A 22,446-nucleotide genomic window follows, 5' to 3' on the forward strand; every position below is an offset into this window, starting at 1 on the left:
ATCACCCGGGCGTTGGCTTGAAAAGCCCTCTGGGCAATAATCATATCGGTAAATTCAGCCGCTAGATCCACATTGGAAGCTTCCAAAGTACCCGAAAAAATCGACGCAGGTAAATCCTCGCCGGCTCTACCAACCGAAGGGATTCCCGTCGTGCCCGATGTCCGGTAAACATTGTTGCCAACGTGAATCAAACCCTCCGGGTTGTTTATCTTTGCCAGTGCGACTTGGGCGATCAATCTGTTTCGGCCGTTTGTAAATGATCCGATAACTTGCCCCTTTTCGTCTATAGCAAAGGCACTTAGAGTACCGTGTGCTTGCCCGTCCTGAAATGGCAACGTAACCGATGACCTGCCGGCAAATTGGGTAATGCCGCTGAACCCTGTACTATTCTCAAAATCCAAGTTCAGTCTAACCACTGAAGCACCGCTACCCGGAGCGAACTCAAGTAACGATTGACCGTTATCGTAAAATATTGTCTGCAAAGCACCATTGGAGTCGAATGCAATGCTACCGGAACTTCCTTCATTGATGGTTTCATTCCCCGAGAGAGTGACTTCAAAAGTCCATTCACCCGTATTTTCTGTCTTCGTAAAAGTAATGTTTAAAGTGTGTTTGGTACCAAGGCTGTCAAAAACCTCGATGGATGTTGAGGTCTTGGGTGAAAATCCTTTTGAGGTCAACACAAAACCGGGTAGGTCAATTGTTCCCGTATTCCCGGCTCCCGCTGTTAACGTGATCGTTGTATTACTTTCCCCGAAGTTGAAGTCAGTGAGTAGAATTTGACCAGTAGAGAAAGATGCGGTGCCAGCGAATGCGCTATCGATAACTGCAACTAGATCATCGACAGTTGTTCCATCCTGTCCCGCTCCTGAACCATAAGTAAACGTAGCGGCAACCGGGGTGCCGTCAAAGTTGGTACCGCCAATGACAATCGTATCCCCTGCTGCCAGTACCACGGTTGTTTGAGCCAAAGCATTAAGATCCGTGGTACCTATTGCGGGAACGCCTGTTGTGGCTAATGTAAATGTTTTACTAGCCGTCCAAACTTGCCTGATGGGTGTGGCAGTGGCATCCAAATTACCAGCGATACCGACATTTTCAGTAGCAATTGCAGGTGAAATTACCGAAGCGTCGAAGACAATATTGCCCAACGCGGCTGTCCCGGAAAGCTCACCTGTTTGGTCGGCCGTCCAACCTTGAATGCTCAAACCGTTAGCACTCACCAGGCGTCCATTGCCGTCAAAATGCAAGTTACCCGCACGTGAATACAGTTCGCCGCTGCCATCATTAAAGACAAAAAAGCCGTCGCCTTCAATTCCTAAATCGGTTTGCTTGCCGGTGGTTTGAAGAATACCCTGGCCAAAGTCTCGCTCAATACTATTCGTACGAACACCCAAACCAATTAGAATGGCGTTTTGTGTGCCAGCTGAAGATGATCCGGATGTACCTTGCAAAAGTTGTCCGAGCTCTTCGGCAAAAGTAATTCGTGACGTTTTAAAACCGATGGTGTTAATATTGGCGATATTATTACCAATAACATCCATCTTTAACTGGTTGTTTGATAAACCAGAAACACCTGCAAACAATGCTCGCATCATGGTGTTGGTCCTCCAAGTTAATTAATTTAACAAATATCCACTGCTTCAATCGTTCCACAGTGGAGGACCTCCCCGAGGGGGCCAGTCCCGTTGATTTTACATTATAAAAGCGCTATCTATATTGGTAAAAACTTTACCCATTTCCTGCGGCGATTTCTCGACTGCGGTCACCACGATCTTATTCTTGACATTGACGATCAGCGCCAGGTTGTCCATCACCACCAGCCCTTCTTTACTGCCTTTCTGCTCCAGGGTCTGCACAGCTTGATTCAGCTTGGAAATATGGTGCTGCGTCAAAACGATGTTGCGCGAGGCCAGCCTATCTGAAGCATGGGCGGAAAATTTGACTGCCGGAGCTTGACCGGATAGCTTGCTTCTTAATACATCAGCAAAAACAGTCCGGCTGGTTTCTCGGTCTTGGCCGACTCCGGAATTCGGGGAAGGCGGTTGCGCAGGAATAGAATTTATTAAATGTTTTATTTCCATGACTATCCATCATTTCCAATTGATTCTCTTCTCACTTGACTTTGAGAAGCACCCGGGTTGAAGCCGATTTCAAAAACATCAGCCATGCTGATTTCAATATCGCCCAGGAGCAGCATGGCGGCGCCGTTGTTGTAACGAATGCCGCTAATCAGCCCTGAAATAAACGTCAAAGCGCCGATATCATTCCCGCTGCCATCCTCAGCGGCAACTGAGAATTGATAAACGCCTTCCGAAAGTTCATTACCGGAATTGTCTTTGCCATCCCACGCGAACGAATGGTCTCCGCTCGTCTGGCCGCTCAACTCAACAGTCCTTACAACAACCCCATTCGTATCGGTAATATTAATTGTTACTTTCTGCGCCGTGGATGCAAGACGGTAGTGCATTTCCGCGTCCTCACCCGCAGTTTTCGTCACAGAATTGCCGATTGCTTTGACCTTGTTTCCAATCAAAGTGGTCGCCAACGTGTTGTTCAGCGCCTGGTTGAGCAGTAGATCCATTTCCAGATTATTTTGGAGATTGATGTTCATGTTTTGCAGCTGCTCGAGTGAGCTGAATTGCGCGAGCTGTGCCGCAAAATCTCCCCCTTTGGTCGGATTGAGAGGATCCTGATTTCGCAATTGCGCCACAAGGAGTCTTAAAAAATCGTCCTTGCCCAGAACACCTTCCTGGCTGGACCCAAAAAGACTCTGAGATTGATTTGCCACTGGTGTTATATCCATTACGTTGTCTCCTTTTTTAGCTGTTGGCTGTTGGCTTTTAGCTGTTGGCCTTGAACTTGACTGATAAGGTTATTTATCATCTTTTGCTCTTTGTTTAACTGATCCAAATTACTTTCATATCTTCAGCTGAGATCATAGATAGTTCTAACAGCTAAATGCCAATAGCTGAATAGTTATGCCAAAACTTCTATCGAATTATAACCAAAATCCCTTTGCCTGCTCACTGGAATCGCTTCTTTGGCATAAGAAGAAATCGAATGTTCGAGATTTGAATTTTTCTCTCTAAACTCTCGTTCATTTTGTGCCGTCTGCCATTCATTCCTATGATCAGCATTTTCATTCTTAACAGACACTTCCAACTTACCGACTTCAATCCCCTCTTTTATCATCTGATCCAGAAGGGGTCGAAGCTGGGTTTCCAGCATTCTTCTAGCCTCGATGTTGTCAACATTGATATGTAGATTGATTTTATCTTTCTGTTTAACGGCGTCAACCAGCAAACTTCCGAGTTTTTCCACATCAAGTTGAATTTCAAGTTTTTGTCCCGCAGTGTTTGATTGCAAGTTGGCGAACTCCAGAATTCTCTGAAGCATTTGCGGCAGATGTGAACGCTCAACCGTGCCCGAACCCACTAATTTGCCGCCCAGAAAATCGAAGTTGACATTGTTACTCGCCAAAACGGGCTGAGTTGGCCGCTCACTTTCACTCAAGATTGACGCAAAGAATTCGCCTGAATCACCTTCAATATTTTCGAGAATTTCACCCAGTGATTCCCGGCTGCCGCTTAAATCATTTTTGAGTTTTAATTTATCTTCCCGCAGAGCTAATGTGCGGCTGTCTTGCTGAAAGTTCTTCCCTCGAGCGCTAACCTGATTTTTGCTCAGTTTACTTGAAGCCTTTCGTCGACTATTAGAAACTTTCGCCGTTTGACTTTTCACGGGAGTTGCCGAACCCAATAAGACATCCATAAGCTGTGTAAATTTCTTCAAAGCAACAAGTTGGGTCGATTCTTTTGGCTGTAGAATGGTCTTTTCTTTAGCAGCAGTTTCCAAAGTTTCGTCTAACCGGGAGTCAAGTTTAAGATTCAAAGCTCCTTTGTTATTTCCTGTCTTAATTTCTTTGACTTTCAATCCTGATTTTGCCAGATGTTGAGTCAGCCAATCCCTGGCCTGAGATGAATCCGTTCGGAGAAGCACACTTCCATCCTCAACATCCCTGCTCATCTCGACAGAAATTTTTCCGTGAGTCTCAACTTCCATTTGCACCTGAATCTGGTTCTGCCCGGATTTCGATGGAGCTTGCAAAATAGACTCCACTATTTCACGGATGCTCTGAATTGCTTGCGAAGTAGTAAGCTTAGAGTTCAGTTTAAACTGTCCGTCAAACCCTTTGCCCCTTTTACTCGTACCGACTTCCTTAACCCGGATGTCAAGATTTTGAATCCCTCGTCCCAAACGTTCTGAAAGCAAATTTTTAGCGGAATTTGAATCCACAGTTAGCTTAAGATTGGGTTTTCCCCTTGAGATTTCGACCTCCGCCTCGATATCACCGAGTGAGTCCGTTTGTAATCCAAACTGAAGTTTACTTGAAATTTTGGCAGAAGCCTGAGTAACTGCTTCGACAACTTTCTCAACTGTCGCTACAGCCTGAGACGGCGTAATTTTACCGCCTACTTTGGCCAACGGCGCAACGCTCGATACCTTTTTACCGGCGTTTTTTCCAGCGCTTCTAACGAAAATTTTCAAGTCAGATGATTTTACAATCAAAGGGGTCAATTGTTTTTTAAGCACATTTCCTGCAGCTTGAGAATCGACGCCGACATTTAATCTTATTTTATCTTTACCGCTTTCAATCTTGACTGAGACTTTACCAAGCGACTTTATATCCAAATTCAAAGGTTGCTTGAAATTCAAAACGGTTGAATGCGAATAGCGAACCTCAACAACTTTCTTCTGAATCGTTTCAATCGCTTGTCTCATCGAAACCTTAGGTGTTTGGCGATCCCTCATTAGACCATTCTTGATTTCTAATTTGACCGGCATTTGAGTTAGCTGAGTATTCTGCCCAGGTTTTGCTATAAAAAATCTAATCTTACCTTCAGAGAAACCTGTGGATTTAAGCAACCCAGTTTTAAAATTCTCAAGCGTTTGTTTAGACGGCAAACCAATCTGAACCAGCAGCTTGCCATTCACACTTTTTAAATCGACGGCGACCTTTCCAATCGACTCGACGTTTAACTCGATTTTCTGTCCCAGGTTATTGGCTTTCACAGGCAGTTTTCCGCTACCCTCAATCAGCTCTTTAATAACTCCAAAAACCTGAGTAGCAGAAAGCTGACTGCCTAAAGCTGACGACTGAAAGCTGTGAGTTGAAAGCTGATTACTGAAAACTGATTTTTGAAAACTAAAAACCGGCCCAAATTCAATCTGGTCAAACAAAGGTGCCAATTCCGCAATGAATAACTCTGAAACATCGAGGTGCTCCTCATTAAGCCCGACCTTCAGTTGATTCTTTGCGGGCTCAATTTCGAAAGAAATCTTACCCAGGGATTTGGAGTTGAATTGGAAAACTAACGGCTTTTGAGATTTACCTGCCTGCGTTTTGAAACTTTGAACGATTTGTTTAATCGAAAGCAATTCTGAATGTCCTAAACCGCGGGGACTAAAATCGGCGAATTGTTTTGTCATTGAATTCAGGAAGCTCAAGGAAGCCGCTCCATTTTTGTGGGAATTCAGGGCACCCAGCCTTGAATTCATGAGCTGTTGAAAATTTAGAGAAGAGGGTTTCACACCCAAAGTTGCCGGCAAATCATGACTGATCTTTGGACTTGCCGTTAGGCCCTCTGCAGTATTTGAAATTTTAAGGAAGCTGCTCAGCATTTTACTTTTTAGTCCCGGCTAATTCACTCATTAGCTTGCCGGCCCGTTCGGGCTTCAACGATTTCAGGAGATTTGCTTTGTCCTTTTTCTTCGCTTTGTCATAAATGATTTTGACCACTTGATCAGATAAGTTTTCAAGTATCGGACCTAAAATATCGGCTTTCATCGAACTCAATGTTTTTGCTAACTCCTGAAGCTCTTTATCATTATTCGCCTGTTTTGCATTGAAATTCTTGAGCTTTTCTATTTTCTTTTTCAGCTCTTCTTCATTTTTGTTTACCTTTTCGAGCCGCCAATTCTGCTGCAAAATCATTTCATCGCGCTCTTTCAGTTGTATCACAAAGTCGGCCATCTGGTTTAGCATCCCGCCAACAACCGCCGCCAGGGAATCGATTTTTTCAACATAAGAGGAATCGTCGGCTATGAGGGCGTCCCGGTGATACTCCGTATAATTGAGAAACGGCACTTCCTCGGTTTTTTCGATGACTGTGTCCTTGCGCACATACATAAACGCCACCATGCCAGCGAAGGCTATAAAATAAAAAGATACCCAAAGTACTAGTTTCATTTCGTGTTCTTTCTAGGACTTTTACCGATTTCTTTGCCTTGCAATTTCATCAATAAAATCTTGCTCAATTTTATTTTCCTCGTGAATCACTTCTACTTCTTTTCGCTCTTTCAGCTTCTCCAGAGCCTTCCTGTTTTTTGCCGCTTCTAAAAGTTGCTGCCGTTTTGTCTCTACATCCTCTTCCAGAACTGCAATAGTTTCATGCTTGTCAGTAACCGCCTGATGAAGCGTTTCAAGATAAGTCTGATTACTTCTAAACTGACTCACTTCGGCTTTTTTTACAGTGTTCATGCTCCGGGTAAAACCATCTCTTTTGTTTTCTAATTGATCCAGTTCTTCGTTTTCAATTTGCAGATTTTGTTTTGCTTCTGCGAAATCCTTTTGTCGGTTCTTTTCGATCAGCGCCCGCACTTCTAAAACTTTTTGCAAGCGAAATTTCTTTTTTGCGTTCAATTTTCATTATCCAACTCAGGCGTCATTTCAAGCTTTGACTACTGCAAGTAGTTTTATTTGAGAGAACATTGAGTGCAAAGCTAGTTTCGCAATGCTGAAGCATTGCACTCCTGTTCTTAGCAGCGCATCGGCAGAGTGTACGCTCGGCATGACACTTGTGGGAGTAATGACAATCATTCTAATACACTCATATTCTCAGCTGCGACAGTACTTTTAGAATTTGCCAAAAGCTCTTCCATTTTTTTCACAGACTCTTCCAGGGTTGTGTTTTCGAACATGTCCTGTTTTTTGAAATCCACAATCTTATCAATCATCGAAATCGCGTAGTCAATCCGGGGGTTGCTGCCTTTCACGTAAGCCCCAATATTGATCAGATCTTCCGCCTCCTCATAAGTCGCCAGGATCTCCCTCACCTTATTCACATTCGCCAAATGCCTTTTTGAAATCACATCAATCATCACCCGACTAATGCTTTGCAGCACATCAACGGCCGGGTACTGACCTGCGGCTGCCAGCTTTCGGGACAGGACGACATGCCCATCCAGAATTGAGCGGACGGTATCTGCAACCGGGTCATTCATGTCGTCACCCTCAACCAGAACCGTGTACAAACCGGTAATGCTGCCTTTTCTGAAATTTCCGGCTCGTTCGAGGAGCCGTGGCAAAAAAGCAAAAACAGAGGGAGTGTATCCTTTGGTAGTTGGCGGTTCACCGATTGCCAGGCCGATTTCTCTCTGCGCCATTGCCACCCGGGTGACCGAATCCATCATGAGCATGACGTTCAGTCCGAGGTTTGCAAAGTACTCAGCGATGGCCGTGGCCACCAGCGCGCCTTTAACCCGCAACAGCGCCGCCTGGTCCGAAGTCACTGCCACTACTACCGATCGTTTCAGACCTTCCTCGCCAAGATCTCTTTCGATAAAATCGCGAAGTTCCCGCCCTCGCTCGCCGATTAAGGCAATCACGTTGACATCGGCGCTTGAGTTGCGGGCAATCATGCCCATCATGATGCTTTTCCCGACGCCGCTGCCAGCAAAAATCCCAACTCTCTGGCCTAAACCAAAAGTCAATAAACTGTCGATGACCTGCACACCCGTTGAAATAGTTTCATCGATTCGTTCCCGCTGCAAAGGGTTTGGCGGCGGGTTGTGCACAGGTTGTAAAACCCTGGTGTTAATTGCACCTTTGCCGTCGATGGGATTGCCCGTACCGTCGAGAACTCTCCCTAAAATTTCGGGGCCGACTGCTACTGAATAGGGTTCATTGGAAACAGAGACGTAACTTCCGGGATGAAGGCCGACGGTTTCTTCATGGGGCATTAGCAAAACATTTTTGTCTCTAAAACCAACCACTTCGGCAGATATGTTTTTACCGTCCCGCGTTGTAACACGACACATTTCGCCAACAGAAGCAACCGGACCCGCTGATTCGATGACCAGCCCGGTAATCTTCACCACTCGGCCCATTATTTTGTAAGGCCTCATGCTTTCTAATTTATCAAAGTATTTGTCAAAACGGGTCGCTATCTGCATGGTTATTTATTCAATAAAAAAGCTTTTGATTTCCTTAAATTGTGATTCAATTCTCGCGTCTAAAACCCCATAATCGGATTCCATTAAACAGTCACTCATGTTTAGGGTCGGATCTTCTACAATCGAAATTTCTACCGGTTTTTTAATTTTTTTTAAAATTTCTGATTTATATTTCTCCACAACTTCGCCTGTTTCTCTGCGAACACGGAGGGTATATTTAGTGGAATCAGAAAACAGCTTCAGGCTTTCTGCAACAACCTGTTGAATTTTGTCCTTGTCTAAGTTAAGCGTTGAAAATTCCGTACTGCCGATAATTTTTTCCACAACTTTCAGGGCAAATGAAAGCACAAACTGTTCAGAATTTTCAATCAGATCCTCCTGCCGGCTTCTAATCGATTCTGTTAAACCCGCGAACTGTTCAATCTCTTTTTGAATTAAACCGACGCCCTGCTGGTAACCGGCTTTCTGGCCTGCTTGTAAACCGTCCTGATAACTGCTTTCTCTGGTGGTCTTTAGTTTGCTTTTCAAGGTCTCTAATTGTTTAAGATAATCCTCAGGCGCAGTATAAGAATCTGCATCTACTTTTGTTTGCATTCCAACAACAGCACTGTTGTCCAAAGTTGGAACTTCATGGTTTTTGATGCCTGCCTTTATCTGTCGTGATTTAATTAACATAACTACTCAACATACTCGTCTTGATCCGCCTGATTCAAAACAATTTCACCGCGATTTTCCATCTCTCTGACATTTTCGACAATGTTGACCTGCGCTTCCTCTACTTCACGGAGACGCACTGGACCAAGATATTCAATTTCTTCCGCCAAAGATTCTGCGGCTTGCTGCGACATGTTATTGAATATCATTTCTTTCAAGTCATCTGAGACCACTTTTAAAGCCATGGCAAGGGACTTGGAATTAACGCTTTTGAGTATCTTCTGAATATCTTTATCCCGCAAGGTAGCTACATCTTCGAATACAAACATGAGATTCTTAATTTCTGTCGCCAGCTCCGGATCTTTTTGAATGAGTGTTTCCAAAATGTTGGTATCAACCCCGCGGCTTGCAGAGTTTAAAATCTCGGCCAATGCTTTCGCGCCGCCGCTTGCGCTCATCCGCGAACCGAAAGTTCCGCCCATTTGAGTCGTTAAAGCTTCCTCAATTTCCTGAAGCAGTTCGGGAGAAGTTTTACCCATGGTGGCAAGGCGGTAAGCGACCTCGCCCTGTAATTCTGTCGGCAGCTCGCTGATAATTCCCGCAGCTTGACCGTATTTCATATTTGCCAGAATCAAGGCAATGGTCTGCGGATGTTCTTTTTGTAAATAGTTTAGGAGCTCACCGGGATTTATCGACTGCAGCAATCTAAAACCGGTCACCTCTGTAGCAGACCTGACTTTTTTAATCAGCTTTTTAGCTCTTTCCAAACCATATGCGTTTTCGAGCATATCTTGAGCATAAGTCAAACCACCCTTGGTGACATACTTGTCCGCCAGCATCATTTCATAGTAATCCATGACTATCTGGCTGACGATTTCGGACGGCAGATTCTTTAGCTTAGCTATCTCAATTGTCACTCTCTCGACTTCATCTTCTGGAAGCAGCTTTAGCAGCGGTACCGATTTCTCCACGCCGATAGCAACGAGAAATACCGCGACTTTTTGAGGTCCTGTCAACTTTTTAGTGTCAAATTGCTGCATAGTAATTATTCTTCATCCCCATAAAGCCAATATTGTAAGATGCTTGCCGCCCTTCCTGGTTCCTTCTGAGCAAACTCGGTAACATCGTTGGTAATTTTTTCTTGCAGCTTTAATCTCTCTTTGGCCTCGTAAGATAATTTCTCATCGTAAAAATCCTCCGCCTCCTCTTCAGTCAGCATTCGCTGTTTTTTTTCAGACTCTAAACTGCTCAGAAGCTGGCTGCGCTGTTTTTTCATGTAATCGTCAAGTCCGAGCTTCTTAAAGAAGGAGCGCAGCATAAAAAGCAAAAGGACAGCTCCCAGTCCCATCAACCCGTTTTCTATAAGTTTATTGCGGTTCGCTTTTTGCTCAATCGACTCCAGTATCTCCTTTTCACGATTAACCGTTGTCCGATCAAAAGTCAGCTGGTTGACCACAATCTGATCATTTCGCTCAGCATTGAAACCGACCGCACTCTTGACTATTTCAGTAATCTTTTGAATTTCCTCAGCGGGACGAGGCGCATTAATTTCATTTCCGTCTTGATCAACTTGATCCACGCCATTTACAAATACAGCAATAGAGAGATGCTTTATATCCCCGATACTGCCTTCGTAATGCTCCGTAATCTTATTAAGCTCGTAGTTTGTAATCGAATTTTCGCGCTGGTAATGAGTTGTGTCGGTACTGCTCGAACGTTCTTCATTTCTCTCTTCGCTGAGCACAGCCGAATTTTCCGGATCCACTTTTTCTATAGTTCGTCTGATCTTCTCGAAGCCCAACGTAGCAGAAATCCGGATAATCGAGTTGTTCGCTCCAAGGACTTTATCCAACATTGACTGCGCTTTCTTGCTTAAATATTTCTCAACTTTTTGTTGAAGCTCATACTGACCTCGGCTCAGGCCAATCTCATCATCTTGGGATTCATTGTTGGTAAGGACATTGCCAAACGTATCAATGATAATGATGTTTTCCGATTTGAGACCTTCAACGCTGCCGGCGACCAGTTGCTGAATTCCCAAAACCTGCTGTCGCTCTAAAGCAGACCGCGATCTTAATTTAAGAATAACAGATGCGGTTACTTTCCTTTCCTCATCTTCAAATAAAACTCGTTCCGGGATCACTAAGTGAACCCGGCTTTGCGTCACTGCCTCGATTTGATTTATTGTATTTGACAGTTCGCCTTCAAGGGCTCGTTTTAGGTTTACTTTTTGCATGAAATCAGTGAGGCCCAAATTGTTCTTATCGAACAGCTCATAACCGACCGCGCCGCTGCTGATCATGTTTTTTCCGGCATATTTTATGCGCAGCTCGTAAACATCTTTTTTCGGAACCAGAACGGTTGTGCCGCCATCTTTCAATTCGTAGGGAATACCGTTGCCTTTTAAATCATCAAGAATCCGGGAGACGTCTGAAGCAGCCAAATTTGAGTACAACAGTCCGTACTCCGGCCGGTTGGCCCAGGCCAAAATAAGAAACATACAAATGACGGCAATCGCAGTGATAGCCGCAAAACCAATCTTTTGACTCGGCGTCAACTGGCTTAATATTTGTTTGATTTTTTGAATGATCGCACTATTCAATGAGTTTTCCTAAATTAGTTTAAACCGGCATCCGGTTAATTTCCTGGTAAGCCTCAAGAAGTTTGTTGCGCATTTCCATCATAAATTGAAAGCTGAGCTGGGCTTCCTGGCCCGCTGCCATGACTTCGTGGAGGTCTATATTTTTACCGGCGATAAAATCCTTTGTTGACTGCCCCGAAGCCTTTTGAAGTTCGTCAACTTGATTTATCATCGCCTTTAGAGTGTCTGCGAATTTAGGCGATTCGTTCTTTTTAAGCGGCTGACTATTTTGCTTCGCTATTTGACTTATCTGTTGTAAAACATCAATTTTTGGCATCTTTTCTGACCTTAAAATTAAACCTTAATATCAATAATTTGCCCCAATGGAGCGGTTTCTTTAGCTGCTTTTTTGTCCGGTTGATAAAACTTCAACATTGCCGCTTTTGCTTTTTCAACCGGGTCCGACAATGCCGCCTGATTCGTCTGTTTTAACTTCAGATGGCCGGCAGCTGGTGCTCTTCTACCACTTGTAAAAATCTGCTGCAAAGGCGACGGTTCGACTTTGCGGCTTTTTTGAACCGGTTTTGTTTTGCCCGCCGGTTCAGTCGGCTGAGTAAGTGTTGGAAATTGAACCGGTTTAATCTCAGCCATTATTCAGATCGTTAAATCTCCAGCGAACGCTTGGCCAAATTCTTTGTCGAATTCATCACCGTGATATTTGCTTCATAAGCTCGGCTCGCGGAAATCAGCTCCAACATTTCGTTTACCACATTGATTTCCGGGTAAGATACAAACCCTTCCTCATCGGCGTCAGGATGATTCGGTTCATAAATTTTTTTAAACTCGTCTATTTCTAACATTTCGGTTTTAATCCGGCTTCTGCCGTTCGGAGCAACTCCGGAGGCAGTGTAACCGGATTTGCTGATATGGTGTGCGCTGGAAGTCTGCAATTTCAATCTGGCCCTGTCAAAGGCTCTGGAAAAATGGACCGGCTGAGAAATCGCTTTTCTTGACAGAACTTTCCGTTTGTAAGGCGTGCCGTCCAATGTGCGTGTTGTGTTCGCGTTGGCAATATTTTCAGCGGTTGCTGAAAGCTGCCTTTTTTCAGCGCTCAGTCCTGCAGCGCTGATATTAAATGTTGAAAAAAAACCTCTAATTCCCATTTTTTACTCCTATCTCGAATGACCCCGAATAGCCGAACGAATCGATTCGTAAGCGCCACTCAATTTTCTTGTTGCAAACTCGAAGCGGATCTGGTTCTTGGCCAATTCCGCCATTTCCTGCTCCATGTTTACAATTTCATTTTGAGTTGAAATTTTTGGCTGGATATCCAGAACATCGCCGCCAATGGTCATGTGCCGGGAATCACTTTTCAAACCAACCGGTGCCTTCCTATACAGGGCCCGCTGCAACTCTTTTTCAAAATCCACTTTGTAAGGACGGTACCCTTTGGTTTCAACATTCGCGATATTTTCGGCGATTGCATTGTTTCTTGCCGAATACGCGCCAAGACTTTTTTTTAATAATGGCACCACAGCCATCTTACTTAAAGGATTGAATTCCATGGCAAACTCCTATCTTGTCGCGCTAGGTTAGGCAAGTAATATGCCAAATGTTAAAAATTTGAAAAGTAGAGTTTTAACTAAGAATCAAATTTTTCTAATTCTATATTTATTTAGGGTTTAGGACAAACTGAGATTGTTTAAAAGAAATCCAGGTGAGTACCAATTAATTCGTTGACATACAAATAGGAGTAGTAAAAACTTCGGGTGGTGTGGTAGTTTTTTCTAGAAGACAAATGACAACTTCTGACAGGAGCTTTGCTAAACCTTTGGGTTTAGTGAAGTTCCTTTAGCGTCTCGTTCTGTCTCAAATGCGGCAATCGGCTATCTGGAGCCATTCCTGCGGCAAGGAAAGATTGGAATGAAGTTAAGGAGAAAAAAAATGACCAGCTCGAAGAAAATAGATTTTTGGAGAGAGTTACTCAGAGTCACTTTCAAGTTCTAACCCGTACTGCAGAATCTTGGTCCTGAGTGTTTTGAGCGTAATGCCAAGAATTTCAGCGGTTTTGGTTTTGTGATAGTTGTGCCGTTTAAGCGTGCTGCTGATCAGGCGTTTTTCCATTTCATGAATAGATAAATCCTCGTTTAGATTTAACTGTAGTTTATTTTCCTGATTTGCGCCCGGCCAGTGGCTTGGCAAGTGTGCCATTTGGATTCGGCTGCCCTCGCGGCAGCTCAGTACGCTGCGCTGGATGACATTTTCCAATTCTCGAACATTCCCGGGCCAATTGTAGTTGAAAAAATGATCGATGACTTCCTCGTCCACTTCGGTGACATTCTTCGAATATTTCTCAGAATATTTTTTCAGGAAATGATCACACAAAAACGGGATATCGTCTTTGCGTTCGCGCAATGGCGGAATTCGTACGGAAATGACATCAAGACGGAAAAACAGATCCTGACGAAACTTTTCTTGCGCTATGGCTTGTTGCACATCGCTATTGGAAGTAGCGATGATGCGCACATCAGTTTCCCGAATCTGGGTGCTGCCCACCCTGGAAAATTCTCCTTCCTGCAAAACCCGCAAAAGCTTGGCCTGCAAATGTGTCGGCATTTCAGTGACTTCATCTAAAAGAAGCGTCCCCTCATGCGCCTCCTCAAAAACCCCCTTCACAGTCCGGATGGCTCCGGTAAAGGCGCCCTTTTCATGACCAAAGAGTTGGCTTTCGATCAGGTTTTCGGGGATCGAAGCACAGTTGAGTTTGATAAACGGTTTCGCTTTTCTCGCACTGTTATAATGAATCGCCGAGGCGATCAACTCTTTCCCGGTACCATTCTCGCTTTGAATAAAAACCGTAGCGTCGCTTTCAAAAGCAATTTCAAGCGACTCGGTAAGCTCTATAATTTTTTGATTTTCACCAATAAAACTTTCGAGTGAATATTTCTCTTTCAAGGCTCGCTTCAGACTGCTGTTTTCTTCCTCCAGATCCTTAGTCTTAAAATATTTTTCAAGGCAAAATTTGATTTCATCTAAAGAAAAGGGTTTGGTGATGTAATCGTACGCGCCTTTTTTCATGGCCTCGACAGCCTGGTCGATAGTGCCGAATGCAGTAATCATAACGACCGGTGTCGCGGGAGATACTTTTTTAACTTTCTCCAGAACCTCCATTCCGGAAATAGTCGGCATGCGAACGTCGGTAAGAACCATATCGAAGGATTGCCGGGAGAGCTGCTCCACTGCTGATTCTCCCTCGGTCACAAGCGTCGCATCAAAGTTCCACTTTTGCAGCGCCTCCTCGAGAGACGAACCGATAAGCGGCTCGTCGTCAACGATCATAATTCTTTTTTTGATGTTTGTCATCTGCCCCCGGGTAGGTTTATTGTAACAGTAACTCCGTGTTGATTTTCTTTCAAATAAATTTTACCCCCGTGTTTTTCAACAATCAGCCGGCTCGTTGGAAGTCCCATTCCCATGCCATTTGTTTTTGTTGTATAAAATGGATAGAAGGGTTTTTCCTCGTCATCTTCTGCAAGTCCCTGACCTTCATCAGAAATGCAAACAACCGTTTTATTCGTTCGCGGTCTTTCCACCAGTGCTATTTTTATCTCACCGCCCTCCGGCATAAACTCAACTGAATTTTGAAGAATATTTTGTAACCCCTGCAGCATCAAATGTGAATCAAGATTCAGGAAAGTTTCCTTCTTCGGCAAATGCAGGGAAAAGGCGTATTTGTCTTCATCGAATTTGAATTCCTCTTTAACGTTCTCAATCGCTCTGTGGATAATATCCGCAAAATTGCAATTCATGGTTTGCAGAACAACCGGCTTGCTGAAAACGATGAGATTCTCGACAATCGTGTCGATGCGATCAATACCTTGCAAAATTCCCCGGACGCTGCTTGACTGCCTGATTTCCTGATTGTCCGAAAGAAGGTGGACAAAATTAGCAATGCCGCCCAACGGGTTGCGAATTTCATGGGCCAGGTTGCCAGCCATCTCCTTCAGGTATTCCCGCGGCACGACTTGAGTATCCTGGTAAGCACCGAGCTGCTGCCACAACTTGCCGTAAGACTTTTGGATATCGCCAATCGATGAATTAAAATTTTCGAAACTTTTTTCTATTTCTGAAATGAGTGATTTTTCTTCCATGATAAGCCATTATTGTGTAACTGTAATGTTATCGACTGAAGATTAACTTCTCTTAACCCGTTTTCCTCTTGACAAAAATCTTATTTTTTAAGTTATTAAGAAAAGTTTCTTAGACAGAGATTTCTAATTAGAGAATGTAAAAAGGAGAATGAGAAAAATGGTGAGAAGATTAATCGCAATCAGTCTGGCTCTTTTGTGCCTTGCTCCCAGACTCTATGCACAGAATTTTCAAGTCGCCGTTAACTTTTTATTGGGCCAGCCACAAGACGAATTTAAAGAGAATGTCGAAGATTTAGGATTTGGCATCGGCGGCATGTTTGCCTTCCGTCCCGGTAACAGCCCGCTCATGATCGGAGTCGACGTCGAATACATGATTTACGGCAGTGAGACCCGTCAAGAGCCTTTTAGCCTCACCATCCCCGACGTCACGGTTGAAGTTGAAACGCGAAACAACATTTTGCTCACCCATGCATTGTTGCGCTTGCAAGGCAATAGCGGAATCTTTCGGCCCTATCTCGATGGGCTCATCGGCATGCATTACTTCTTTACAGAAACCAAAGTCCGTGATGAAGATGATTTTGTGGAAGAACCTATCGCCTCGTCAATCAACCAGCAAGATATCGCCTTCAGTTATGGCGCAGGGGGCGGAGTCATGTTCCTCGTGTATCAGAAACGGGAGGAGAGTTCCAGGTTGATAGAAGTGCTCATCGATTTTCGTGTACGCTATTCATTCGGCGGCGAGGCCACTTACCTCAAGAGAGGTTCAATCACCCGTGAAAACGGCACAGCCATCATTGACCCTTTACGGTCGCGCACGGACTTGCTGACGTATCAGCTCGGTGTGGTTTTCTCTTTCTAGAGCAACGTTCTGCAAATAGCGTAGTATTGAGGAAAGAAGTGTTCGGGTGTTAAAGGTGTTAATGGATTCAAGTATCTAGAATAAAACAACTTAGGAAGAAAAATCTTTAACACTCCTAACACCCAAACACATCACACCGACCCATTGCAATGTTATTTCGAAAACGCTCCACTTGAGTTGAGGTGAATTCCCTAAATATGAAGATCTCTATTTTCCAGGGTAATGTAGTTATTATCACAGGCGCATCCAGCGGCATCGGCCGCGAGCTCGCGATTCAACTTGCCAATCAGGGAGCAACCCTCGTAGTCGCAGCCCGCGACATCGAGCGCCTCGAAAATGTCTCGGCTCAGTGCAAGAATGGCAGTGACAAAGTTCTGGTCGTAAAAACGGACGTGGGCAAAGCTTCCGACTGCGAGAATCTAATCAAGTCCACGATCAAAGAATACGGACGGATCGATGCACTTATCAACAATGCGGGTTTTGCCATGCGGGCGGCATTCGAAGAGCTGCCCGATTTGACCCTGCTTGAAAATATCATGCAAGTGAATTATCTCGGCGGCGTTTATTGCACCTATTATGCGTTACCCTACCTAAAAAAGACCGGGGGACGTATCGTCGGAATTTCAAGTCTGGCAGGCAAAACCGGCGTACCAATGGTGAGCGGGTACGCGGCTAGTAAACACGCGATAGCTGGCTTTTTTGACTCGCTCAGAATGGAAGTCGAAGAGTATGGTATTAGCGTAACGATGATCTATCCCGGATTTGTGAAAACGGAAATCGCGGAAAGGGCTATCGGTCCGGACGGCAATCCTATCGGTGATAACAAAAAACGCCGAGCCGGAGTGATGACCGCGGAAACCTGCGCACGGATGATTATCGAAGCAACTGCAAAAAGAAAGCGTGAATTGGTTATGACGGCACAAGGGAAATTAGGCTTGTGGATTAAGCTGATTGCCCCGGGTCTTGTCGATCGAATAGCCCGCAAAGCCATGCCGAAAAGCCGCCAAAAAACCTAATAAAAAATGGAAATAAAACTTAGACAACTCCAAACAAACCGCGATTTTGAAGCTTGCGTTCAGTTGCAAAAAGAAACCTGGGGAGAGAATTTTTCCGAATGTGTGCCTCCGGCAATTTTGATGATTGGGCAAAAAATCGGGGGAGTATCTGCGGGCGCTTTCAATGCAAAAGATGAGATGGTAGGATTTGTATTTGGTTTAACCGGCATTAAAGATGACCACCTTGTGAACTGGTCACATATGCTGGCTGTTCGAAAAGACGTTCGGGGACAGGATATCGGCTGGAAACTGAAGCTGTATCAGCGAGAGCTGTTGTTGGAACGCGAAGTCGGGATTGTTTATTGGACTTATGATCCCCTGGTCGCAAAAAATGCCCACATCAATCTTAACAAGCTCGGGGCAAAAATTCAGGAGTACGTTCCGGATATGTATGGTGAAGATACCGGCAGTGATCTGCATCGCGGCCTCGGCATGGACAGGTTCATTGTTCGGTGGCCTATCAGGGACAAACGAGTTCAACAGGCAATTTCCGGAAAGCTGGAAAAGGTGGATGATAGCTTCATAAGGGTACCTTCGGTTAATACTGAACCCGGTGATAACAACCCAAATCCTGTTGAAAAAAAATTACCCGAAGTCGAAGCTGTACGTGTAGAAATTCCGTTAAATATTGAAACGATTCAGCAAAAAGATTTGCAGCTTGCCGGAAAATGGCGTGCAAATACCAGAAGAGCGTTCGTTTGGTATTTGGATAAAGGATACCAGGTAGAAAGTTTTTATCGAGAGAAGGAAAGTAATCGCTGTTTTTATGTGTTGAAATTGTAATGCAAGTGTCTCACTTGCGACCGCTTAATTGATGGCTACCAATAAACTACAACTACTACAAAAGAAACTTGCCGCACTATCAACCTAACCCGGACAAGCCCCGTGGGATACAGATCCAACGGGGCAAGCCGGAACCAAAAAAAGAAAATTAAAAGCGCACCCCGACGCGTCGGGGCAGAGAATACGCAAAGGTTTTCTTTGCGATGCTCTTTGCGCCTTCGCGTCTTTGCGTGAAATCATTGCTTTTTGGGATTTGAATTTCATTTCTTGCCAAAAAGCTTGTGCTCGAATGCTTTTATCGAGTATGGCAGAAAATTACTTGTCAGTTACTAAAATTATTGACAAGTTTCAAATATTTCTTTATTTCGAATCAAAGAGAGAACAGGGAGAGTCTTCGAAGCCTTTAATTAGAAACGAGTGTAACAAGAGGAATATACCATGGGAATAAACAAACAATATTCAGGCTACCAATCTTTTGATTTTTTAGAGAAAGGTAAAGATTATAAACCCTATGAGTTGATTCAGGGTCAATCACTATTTGCTCCCAATCTCGTCTCATTGTCTGAGGCGCAGGAAAAGCGAGTGAATGAGCTGGCCGAGAAACTCATTATGATTTCTTTGCATGAGCACCCGGTGCTTTTTCCAGCGGATATCACCGAAACAATGGCATATGGCCGACAGGTAAGAGTATGCACTGCATTTGAAGCGCTCAGCAATTCTTACTGGGACGCTATTTTCGATAACTTCATGGACGGCACTGCCCTCATCACTTCAAAAGCAGGGTGGAAGTGGTCAGATATAATATACGATCTGGGCATGAGAATGTGTGATCTGGCACACCAGGATTTTATCATCAAGTGTGAAAAGGTTGACGATATTTACCGGGCAAACCGCGAAGGGCGAATCGCCTTTGTGCCAGCTCTGGAAGGTGCCGCCATGATTGAAAATGAACTCGATCGCATCGAGATTCTTTATGGCTTCGGTGTGAGAGAGCTTGGTATTGCCTATAGCGAATCTAACTGTCTTGGCACCGGGCTCCGGGAACCAAAAGATGGAGGGCTCACTGTTTTCGGCCATCAGGCGGTTGAGAGGATGAATAAAATAGGCATGGCGATTGACTGTGCACACTGCAGTGACCAAACCAGCCTCGATGTAATTGCGGCCAGTACAAAGCCCATTTTTTTAACCCACACAGGTGCGCGAAGCTTGTGGAATATCAAACGGCTCGCACCCGATGAGGTGCTCAAAGCCTGCGCTGATAAGGGCGGTGTGATCGGCGTGGAGGCAGCCCCCCACACGACACTTACGAAAAATAATCCACTGCATAACATTGATTCTTTTATGGAGCATTTTGAATACATTAAGGATTTGGTTGGCATCGATCATGTTACCTTTGGCCCTGACACCCTCTATGGAGATCATGTTGGATTGCATCATGTCTTTGCAGAGACCTTGTCCATTGGTACTTCCCAACAAAGTAAAAAAGGTGCCGAAAAGGCGCCAACTTACGAGCAAGTTGAATATGTAAAGGGAATTGAGAATCCAACTGAAGACTCACACAATATTCTTCGCTGGCTTGTTAAACACGGCTATTCGGAAGCGGATATCGCAAAAGTTGTTGGCGAGAATGTTTTGCGCGTGTTGCAGGAGGTCTGGCAGTAGTCGCGAAACCTATGGGTGCGATAGGTAACTCAGGCCGATAGGCTGTAGCTTTTTAGGCTGCAGAAGGAACATGCGTTATTAAAAGTCATTGATGGTCATTGTGTCATTAAGCCAATGACAATAAGTGACTTAATGACAACTAAATGACAGACTCGAAGACAGATTTTTCGAGCCTTTGCAGGAGCACTTAATTAGGCAGGTTATTTAGGAATTACACTACTAGCTATAACTTTTCATTTCTTAATCCGGATTGGGAGGATGTGATTAACAAGTTAAAATTGCCCACCATATCCATATCGCTTATGATCATTTTCGTCGTGGGCGGTAGTATCGTTTTGCTACTCGATTGGCCAATGGGTCCTTTTCATTTGGATTGGGGCGTATGGTTGCTGGCCTATTTTGGGTATTTTTATCTCATCGCTGCGGCGCTGTTTTATGCCAAAAAGGGGCGCTGATGCTTACCTACACCACAATAATAATTCTTTATTTTTTCGGCATGCTGATGCTTGGATTTTGGTTTAACCGCCAGGTGAAGTCTAAAAAGGATTATTTCCTTGCAAAAGGCAAACTCGGTTCCGGCACTATTGGATTTTCTTATTCGGCAACGCAAATGAGTGGCAGTTCATACATGGGCGGTGTCGGCACAATTAAGATGTTGGGCTACAATTTCGTCCCTGGTGCGGTCGCCTCCGCGGCTGCGCCCTGGTTCACTTATATCCTGCTGGGTGGTCGGCTCCGAAAGGTTGCCAGCAAAATCAAAGCCATAACACTAGCAGATATCATTGGGGCGAGATACTATAGCAAATATGCCAGCCTCACCTGCACAATAATCATGCTGGTCGCCTTTGTTCCGTTAATAGCTGCGCAGCTTAAAGCAGCAGGTAATGTCTTCGAAGTTCTGTTAGGCATCCCCTATCTCACAGGATTGTTCATCTTTGGAGGCATCGTTATTGTCTATACTGTTTTGGGCGGTATGTATGCGGTTGCCTGGACGGATCTGATCCAGGGATTCATCATGATAGTCGGCTTTGCCATCCTGGTTCCGGTAGCTGTAAATGCTGCCGGTGGATTTGGAGTGATGCATCAGAAATTCGCCGAGATCAATCCCCAGGCAATCACATTTACCGGCAAAATGTCGCCGGGATGGGTGGTCTCTGCTTTTTTGGCGTGGGGATTTTTTCAAATCGGTGGGTCGCCAGCCTCTATCACCAGGTTTTTGATTCCGGATGACGATCAGACGCTCCGGAAGGCCATGGTCTATTCTATTGTTTTTCAAAGTTTTATCTATCTCTCTGCAACACTCATTGCCATCGCCGGTGCTGTCCTCCTACCCAATCTTGAGCAAGCAGATCTAACCGTGCCAATTTTGATCCGACAATTTTTGCCACCCGTATTGGGCGGTATTATTATCGCTGCTGTACTGGGTGCTGTTATGTCGACTGTCGATTCCGTTTTGCTTTTGGCAGGCTCTCTTGTTGTTGAAAATATCTATGGTCAATTCAGCAACCGTGAAATCGACGGAGATAAGGGCCTTTCCATTGCGCGCTATGTTACTTTTGCAATTGGCTTGCTTGCCCTGCTGGTAGCAATAAAGCCTCCCGCTGCAATACTTTGGATCGTAACCATGGCCTTTAGCCTTATGGCATCAGCATTCACCTTTCCCTTTCTGCTGGGGCTCTGGTGGCCGGGAGCAACGCGGGCGGCAGGCATTGCCGGCATGATCTGTGGCGCCGTCAGTTGTGTGATATGGTATGTCCTTGGCTACATGCAGTACCAATCCTTTAGCAACTGGATCGGCGGCATTTGGCCGGTACTTTTTGGGGCGAGCGTCTCATTGTTAGTCATTGTTATCGTTAGTAAATTTTCAATGCCGCCGCCAAAGGATGTTATGAAAGTATTCTTTGAGGAGTGAGCAATTTAAAAGTCTGGAACGTCACAATAGCAATAATTAAATGAAGGCAGCTGGACAGGGCCTTTGAGATTTGCTGGTTTTTCCTTTCAGCATCATTTTGTGATTGCATCCGAATCTGGTTTCCTGGTGAACAACCACCACATCAGTTCAAAGGAGTACAAAATACCATCCCTTTGAGGTCTGGAAAGAAGTGCCACGCGCGCGGGTGCCCTTGACAAACTAAAACAAAAATCCGTGTGGCACGTGCCTTCAGGCCGTGCTCATCCGGATGTAACCAACAGGTTAAAGTCAAATTAATGACAACTCACCCCAATACGGAACAAAGAAAAAAATTAACACGTTACGATATCTCGGGCCATGCTCATGAACTGACTTTTTCCTGTTATCATCGTTTTCATTATTTGAACGACCCCATATGTTGCACCCTATTTATTGGCGAACTTTCTCAAGCAAGAGAACATTTTTTATTTCGATTGTGGGCCTATGTGCTCATGCCCAATCATGTTCATCTATTTATTTACCCTACACAGAATGAATACAACATAGCTGCT

At 44.6% G+C, this 22,446-nt stretch carries 22 protein-coding genes; 6 read left to right on the plus strand and 16 right to left on the minus strand.

The window, feature by feature from the left end:
- From IH879_05680 to IH879_05755, 16 genes are all read right to left on the minus strand, one after another.
- Positions 1-1,598 (minus strand): flagellar hook-basal body complex protein (locus IH879_05680; protein ID MCH7674429.1); only part of this gene is annotated, 1,598 nt, incomplete at its 3' end.
- Positions 1,599-1,694: 96 nt separating this feature from the next.
- Positions 1,695-2,084: a flagellar protein gene (locus tag IH879_05685; GenBank protein ID MCH7674430.1), complete on the minus strand. Its 390-nt coding sequence runs from the start codon at positions 2,082-2,084 to the stop codon at positions 1,695-1,697.
- A gap of 2 nt (positions 2,085-2,086) precedes the next feature.
- On the minus strand, positions 2,087-2,806 hold the full coding sequence (locus IH879_05690; GenBank protein MCH7674431.1) for a hypothetical protein: 720 nt from the start codon (positions 2,804-2,806) through the stop codon (positions 2,087-2,089).
- A 173-nt stretch (positions 2,807-2,979) separates the two neighbouring features.
- Complete coding sequence (locus IH879_05695; protein ID MCH7674432.1) at positions 2,980-5,685, minus strand: flagellar hook-length control protein FliK; 2,706 nt, start codon at positions 5,683-5,685, stop codon at positions 2,980-2,982.
- 1 nt (position 5,686) lies between these two features.
- The gene (locus tag IH879_05700) at positions 5,687-6,253 is read right to left on the minus strand and encodes a hypothetical protein (GenBank protein MCH7674433.1); all 567 of its coding nucleotides are present in this window, start codon (positions 6,251-6,253) and stop codon (positions 5,687-5,689) included.
- Positions 6,254-6,274: 21 nt separating this feature from the next.
- A complete protein-coding gene (fliJ, locus tag IH879_05705; GenBank protein MCH7674434.1) occupies positions 6,275-6,706 on the minus strand; it encodes a flagellar export protein FliJ in 432 nt (143 codons plus the stop codon).
- 173 nt (positions 6,707-6,879) lie between these two features.
- Positions 6,880-8,238: a flagellar protein export ATPase FliI gene (gene fliI / locus IH879_05710; GenBank protein ID MCH7674435.1), complete on the minus strand. Its 1,359-nt coding sequence runs from the start codon at positions 8,236-8,238 to the stop codon at positions 6,880-6,882.
- 6 nt (positions 8,239-8,244) lie between these two features.
- On the minus strand, positions 8,245-8,913 hold the full coding sequence (locus tag IH879_05715; GenBank protein MCH7674436.1) for a hypothetical protein: 669 nt from the start codon (positions 8,911-8,913) through the stop codon (positions 8,245-8,247).
- Between the two features lie 2 nt (positions 8,914-8,915).
- On the minus strand, positions 8,916-9,932 hold the full coding sequence (fliG, locus tag IH879_05720; GenBank protein MCH7674437.1) for a flagellar motor switch protein FliG: 1,017 nt from the start codon (positions 9,930-9,932) through the stop codon (positions 8,916-8,918).
- A 5-nt stretch (positions 9,933-9,937) separates the two neighbouring features.
- Complete coding sequence (gene fliF / locus IH879_05725) at positions 9,938-11,494, minus strand: flagellar M-ring protein FliF (protein ID MCH7674438.1); 1,557 nt, start codon at positions 11,492-11,494, stop codon at positions 9,938-9,940.
- Positions 11,495-11,513: 19 nt separating this feature from the next.
- Positions 11,514-11,810: a flagellar hook-basal body complex protein FliE gene (fliE, locus tag IH879_05730; protein MCH7674439.1), complete on the minus strand. Its 297-nt coding sequence runs from the start codon at positions 11,808-11,810 to the stop codon at positions 11,514-11,516.
- Positions 11,811-11,827: 17 nt separating this feature from the next.
- Positions 11,828-12,124: a hypothetical protein gene (locus IH879_05735; GenBank protein ID MCH7674440.1), complete on the minus strand. Its 297-nt coding sequence runs from the start codon at positions 12,122-12,124 to the stop codon at positions 11,828-11,830.
- Between the two features lie 11 nt (positions 12,125-12,135).
- Complete coding sequence (gene flgC, locus IH879_05740; protein MCH7674441.1) at positions 12,136-12,636, minus strand: flagellar basal body rod protein FlgC; 501 nt, start codon at positions 12,634-12,636, stop codon at positions 12,136-12,138.
- A gap of 9 nt (positions 12,637-12,645) precedes the next feature.
- Entirely contained in the window at positions 12,646-13,038 is a 393-nt protein-coding gene (gene flgB, locus IH879_05745) for a flagellar basal body rod protein FlgB (GenBank protein MCH7674442.1), read from the minus strand.
- A 415-nt stretch (positions 13,039-13,453) separates the two neighbouring features.
- Positions 13,454-14,836, minus strand: a complete 1,383-nt coding sequence (locus IH879_05750; GenBank protein ID MCH7674443.1) for a sigma-54-dependent Fis family transcriptional regulator — start codon at positions 14,834-14,836, stop codon at positions 13,454-13,456.
- Positions 14,833-15,624 carry a hypothetical protein gene (locus IH879_05755; protein ID MCH7674444.1) on the minus strand — a complete coding sequence of 264 codons (792 nt, stop codon included), beginning with the start codon at positions 15,622-15,624 and terminating at the stop codon, positions 14,833-14,835. Before IH879_05755 ends, IH879_05750 begins: the two co-directional genes overlap by 4 nt.
- Positions 15,625-15,781: 157 nt before the next feature.
- On the opposite strand from IH879_05755, the gene IH879_05760 reads away from it, so the two are divergent.
- The 6 genes from IH879_05760 (at position 15,782) to IH879_05785 (ending at position 21,895) form a co-directional block, all read left to right on the plus strand.
- The gene (locus tag IH879_05760; GenBank protein MCH7674445.1) at positions 15,782-16,483 is read left to right on the plus strand and encodes a hypothetical protein; all 702 of its coding nucleotides are present in this window, start codon (positions 15,782-15,784) and stop codon (positions 16,481-16,483) included.
- Between the two features lie 197 nt (positions 16,484-16,680).
- Positions 16,681-17,499, plus strand: coding sequence for an SDR family oxidoreductase (locus IH879_05765; GenBank protein MCH7674446.1), 819 nt, complete (start codon positions 16,681-16,683; stop codon positions 17,497-17,499).
- Between the two features lie 6 nt (positions 17,500-17,505).
- Positions 17,506-18,321: a hypothetical protein gene (locus IH879_05770; protein ID MCH7674447.1), complete on the plus strand. Its 816-nt coding sequence runs from the start codon at positions 17,506-17,508 to the stop codon at positions 18,319-18,321.
- A 438-nt stretch (positions 18,322-18,759) separates the two neighbouring features.
- Positions 18,760-19,983, plus strand: a complete 1,224-nt coding sequence (locus IH879_05775) for a membrane dipeptidase (GenBank protein ID MCH7674448.1) — start codon at positions 18,760-18,762, stop codon at positions 19,981-19,983.
- Positions 19,984-20,285: 302 nt separating this feature from the next.
- The gene (locus IH879_05780) at positions 20,286-20,438 is read left to right on the plus strand and encodes a hypothetical protein (GenBank protein MCH7674449.1); all 153 of its coding nucleotides are present in this window, start codon (positions 20,286-20,288) and stop codon (positions 20,436-20,438) included.
- Positions 20,438-21,895: a sodium/proline symporter gene (locus tag IH879_05785; protein MCH7674450.1), complete on the plus strand. Its 1,458-nt coding sequence runs from the start codon at positions 20,438-20,440 to the stop codon at positions 21,893-21,895. Before IH879_05780 ends, IH879_05785 begins: the two co-directional genes overlap by 1 nt.
- Positions 21,896-22,446: the final 551 nt, after the last annotated feature.

This window comes from candidate division KSB1 bacterium (genome assembly GCA_022562085.1).
Lineage (GTDB): Bacteria > Zhuqueibacterota > Zhuqueibacteria > Oceanimicrobiales > Oceanimicrobiaceae > Oceanimicrobium.

Coding starts and splice junctions, on each gene's coding strand:
- IH879_05685 (MCH7674430.1), bottom strand. CDS start 2,084: ATGGAAATAAAACATTTAATAAATTCTATTCCTGCGCAACCGCCTTCC.
- IH879_05690 (MCH7674431.1), bottom strand. CDS start 2,806: ATGGATATAACACCAGTGGCAAATCAATCTCAGAGTCTTTTTGGGTCC.
- IH879_05695 (MCH7674432.1), bottom strand. CDS start 5,685: ATGCTGAGCAGCTTCCTTAAAATTTCAAATACTGCAGAGGGCCTAACG.
- IH879_05700 (MCH7674433.1), bottom strand. CDS start 6,253: ATGAAACTAGTACTTTGGGTATCTTTTTATTTTATAGCCTTCGCTGGC.
- fliI (MCH7674435.1), bottom strand. CDS start 8,238: ATGCAGATAGCGACCCGTTTTGACAAATACTTTGATAAATTAGAAAGC.
- IH879_05715 (MCH7674436.1), bottom strand. CDS start 8,913: ATGTTAATTAAATCACGACAGATAAAGGCAGGCATCAAAAACCATGAA.
- fliG (MCH7674437.1), bottom strand. CDS start 9,932: ATGCAGCAATTTGACACTAAAAAGTTGACAGGACCTCAAAAAGTCGCG.
- fliE (MCH7674439.1), bottom strand. CDS start 11,810: ATGCCAAAAATTGATGTTTTACAACAGATAAGTCAAATAGCGAAGCAA.
- IH879_05735 (MCH7674440.1), bottom strand. CDS start 12,124: ATGGCTGAGATTAAACCGGTTCAATTTCCAACACTTACTCAGCCGACT.
- flgC (MCH7674441.1), bottom strand. CDS start 12,636: ATGGGAATTAGAGGTTTTTTTTCAACATTTAATATCAGCGCTGCAGGA.
- flgB (MCH7674442.1), bottom strand. CDS start 13,038: ATGGAATTCAATCCTTTAAGTAAGATGGCTGTGGTGCCATTATTAAAA.
- IH879_05750 (MCH7674443.1), bottom strand. CDS start 14,836: ATGACAAACATCAAAAAAAGAATTATGATCGTTGACGACGAGCCGCTT.
- IH879_05755 (MCH7674444.1), bottom strand. CDS start 15,624: ATGGAAGAAAAATCACTCATTTCAGAAATAGAAAAAAGTTTCGAAAAT.
- IH879_05760 (MCH7674445.1), top strand. CDS start 15,782: ATGGTGAGAAGATTAATCGCAATCAGTCTGGCTCTTTTGTGCCTTGCT.
- IH879_05765 (MCH7674446.1), top strand. CDS start 16,681: ATGAAGATCTCTATTTTCCAGGGTAATGTAGTTATTATCACAGGCGCA.
- IH879_05770 (MCH7674447.1), top strand. CDS start 17,506: ATGGAAATAAAACTTAGACAACTCCAAACAAACCGCGATTTTGAAGCT.
- IH879_05775 (MCH7674448.1), top strand. CDS start 18,760: ATGGGAATAAACAAACAATATTCAGGCTACCAATCTTTTGATTTTTTA.
- IH879_05780 (MCH7674449.1), top strand. CDS start 20,286: ATGATCATTTTCGTCGTGGGCGGTAGTATCGTTTTGCTACTCGATTGG.
- IH879_05785 (MCH7674450.1), top strand. CDS start 20,438: ATGCTTACCTACACCACAATAATAATTCTTTATTTTTTCGGCATGCTG.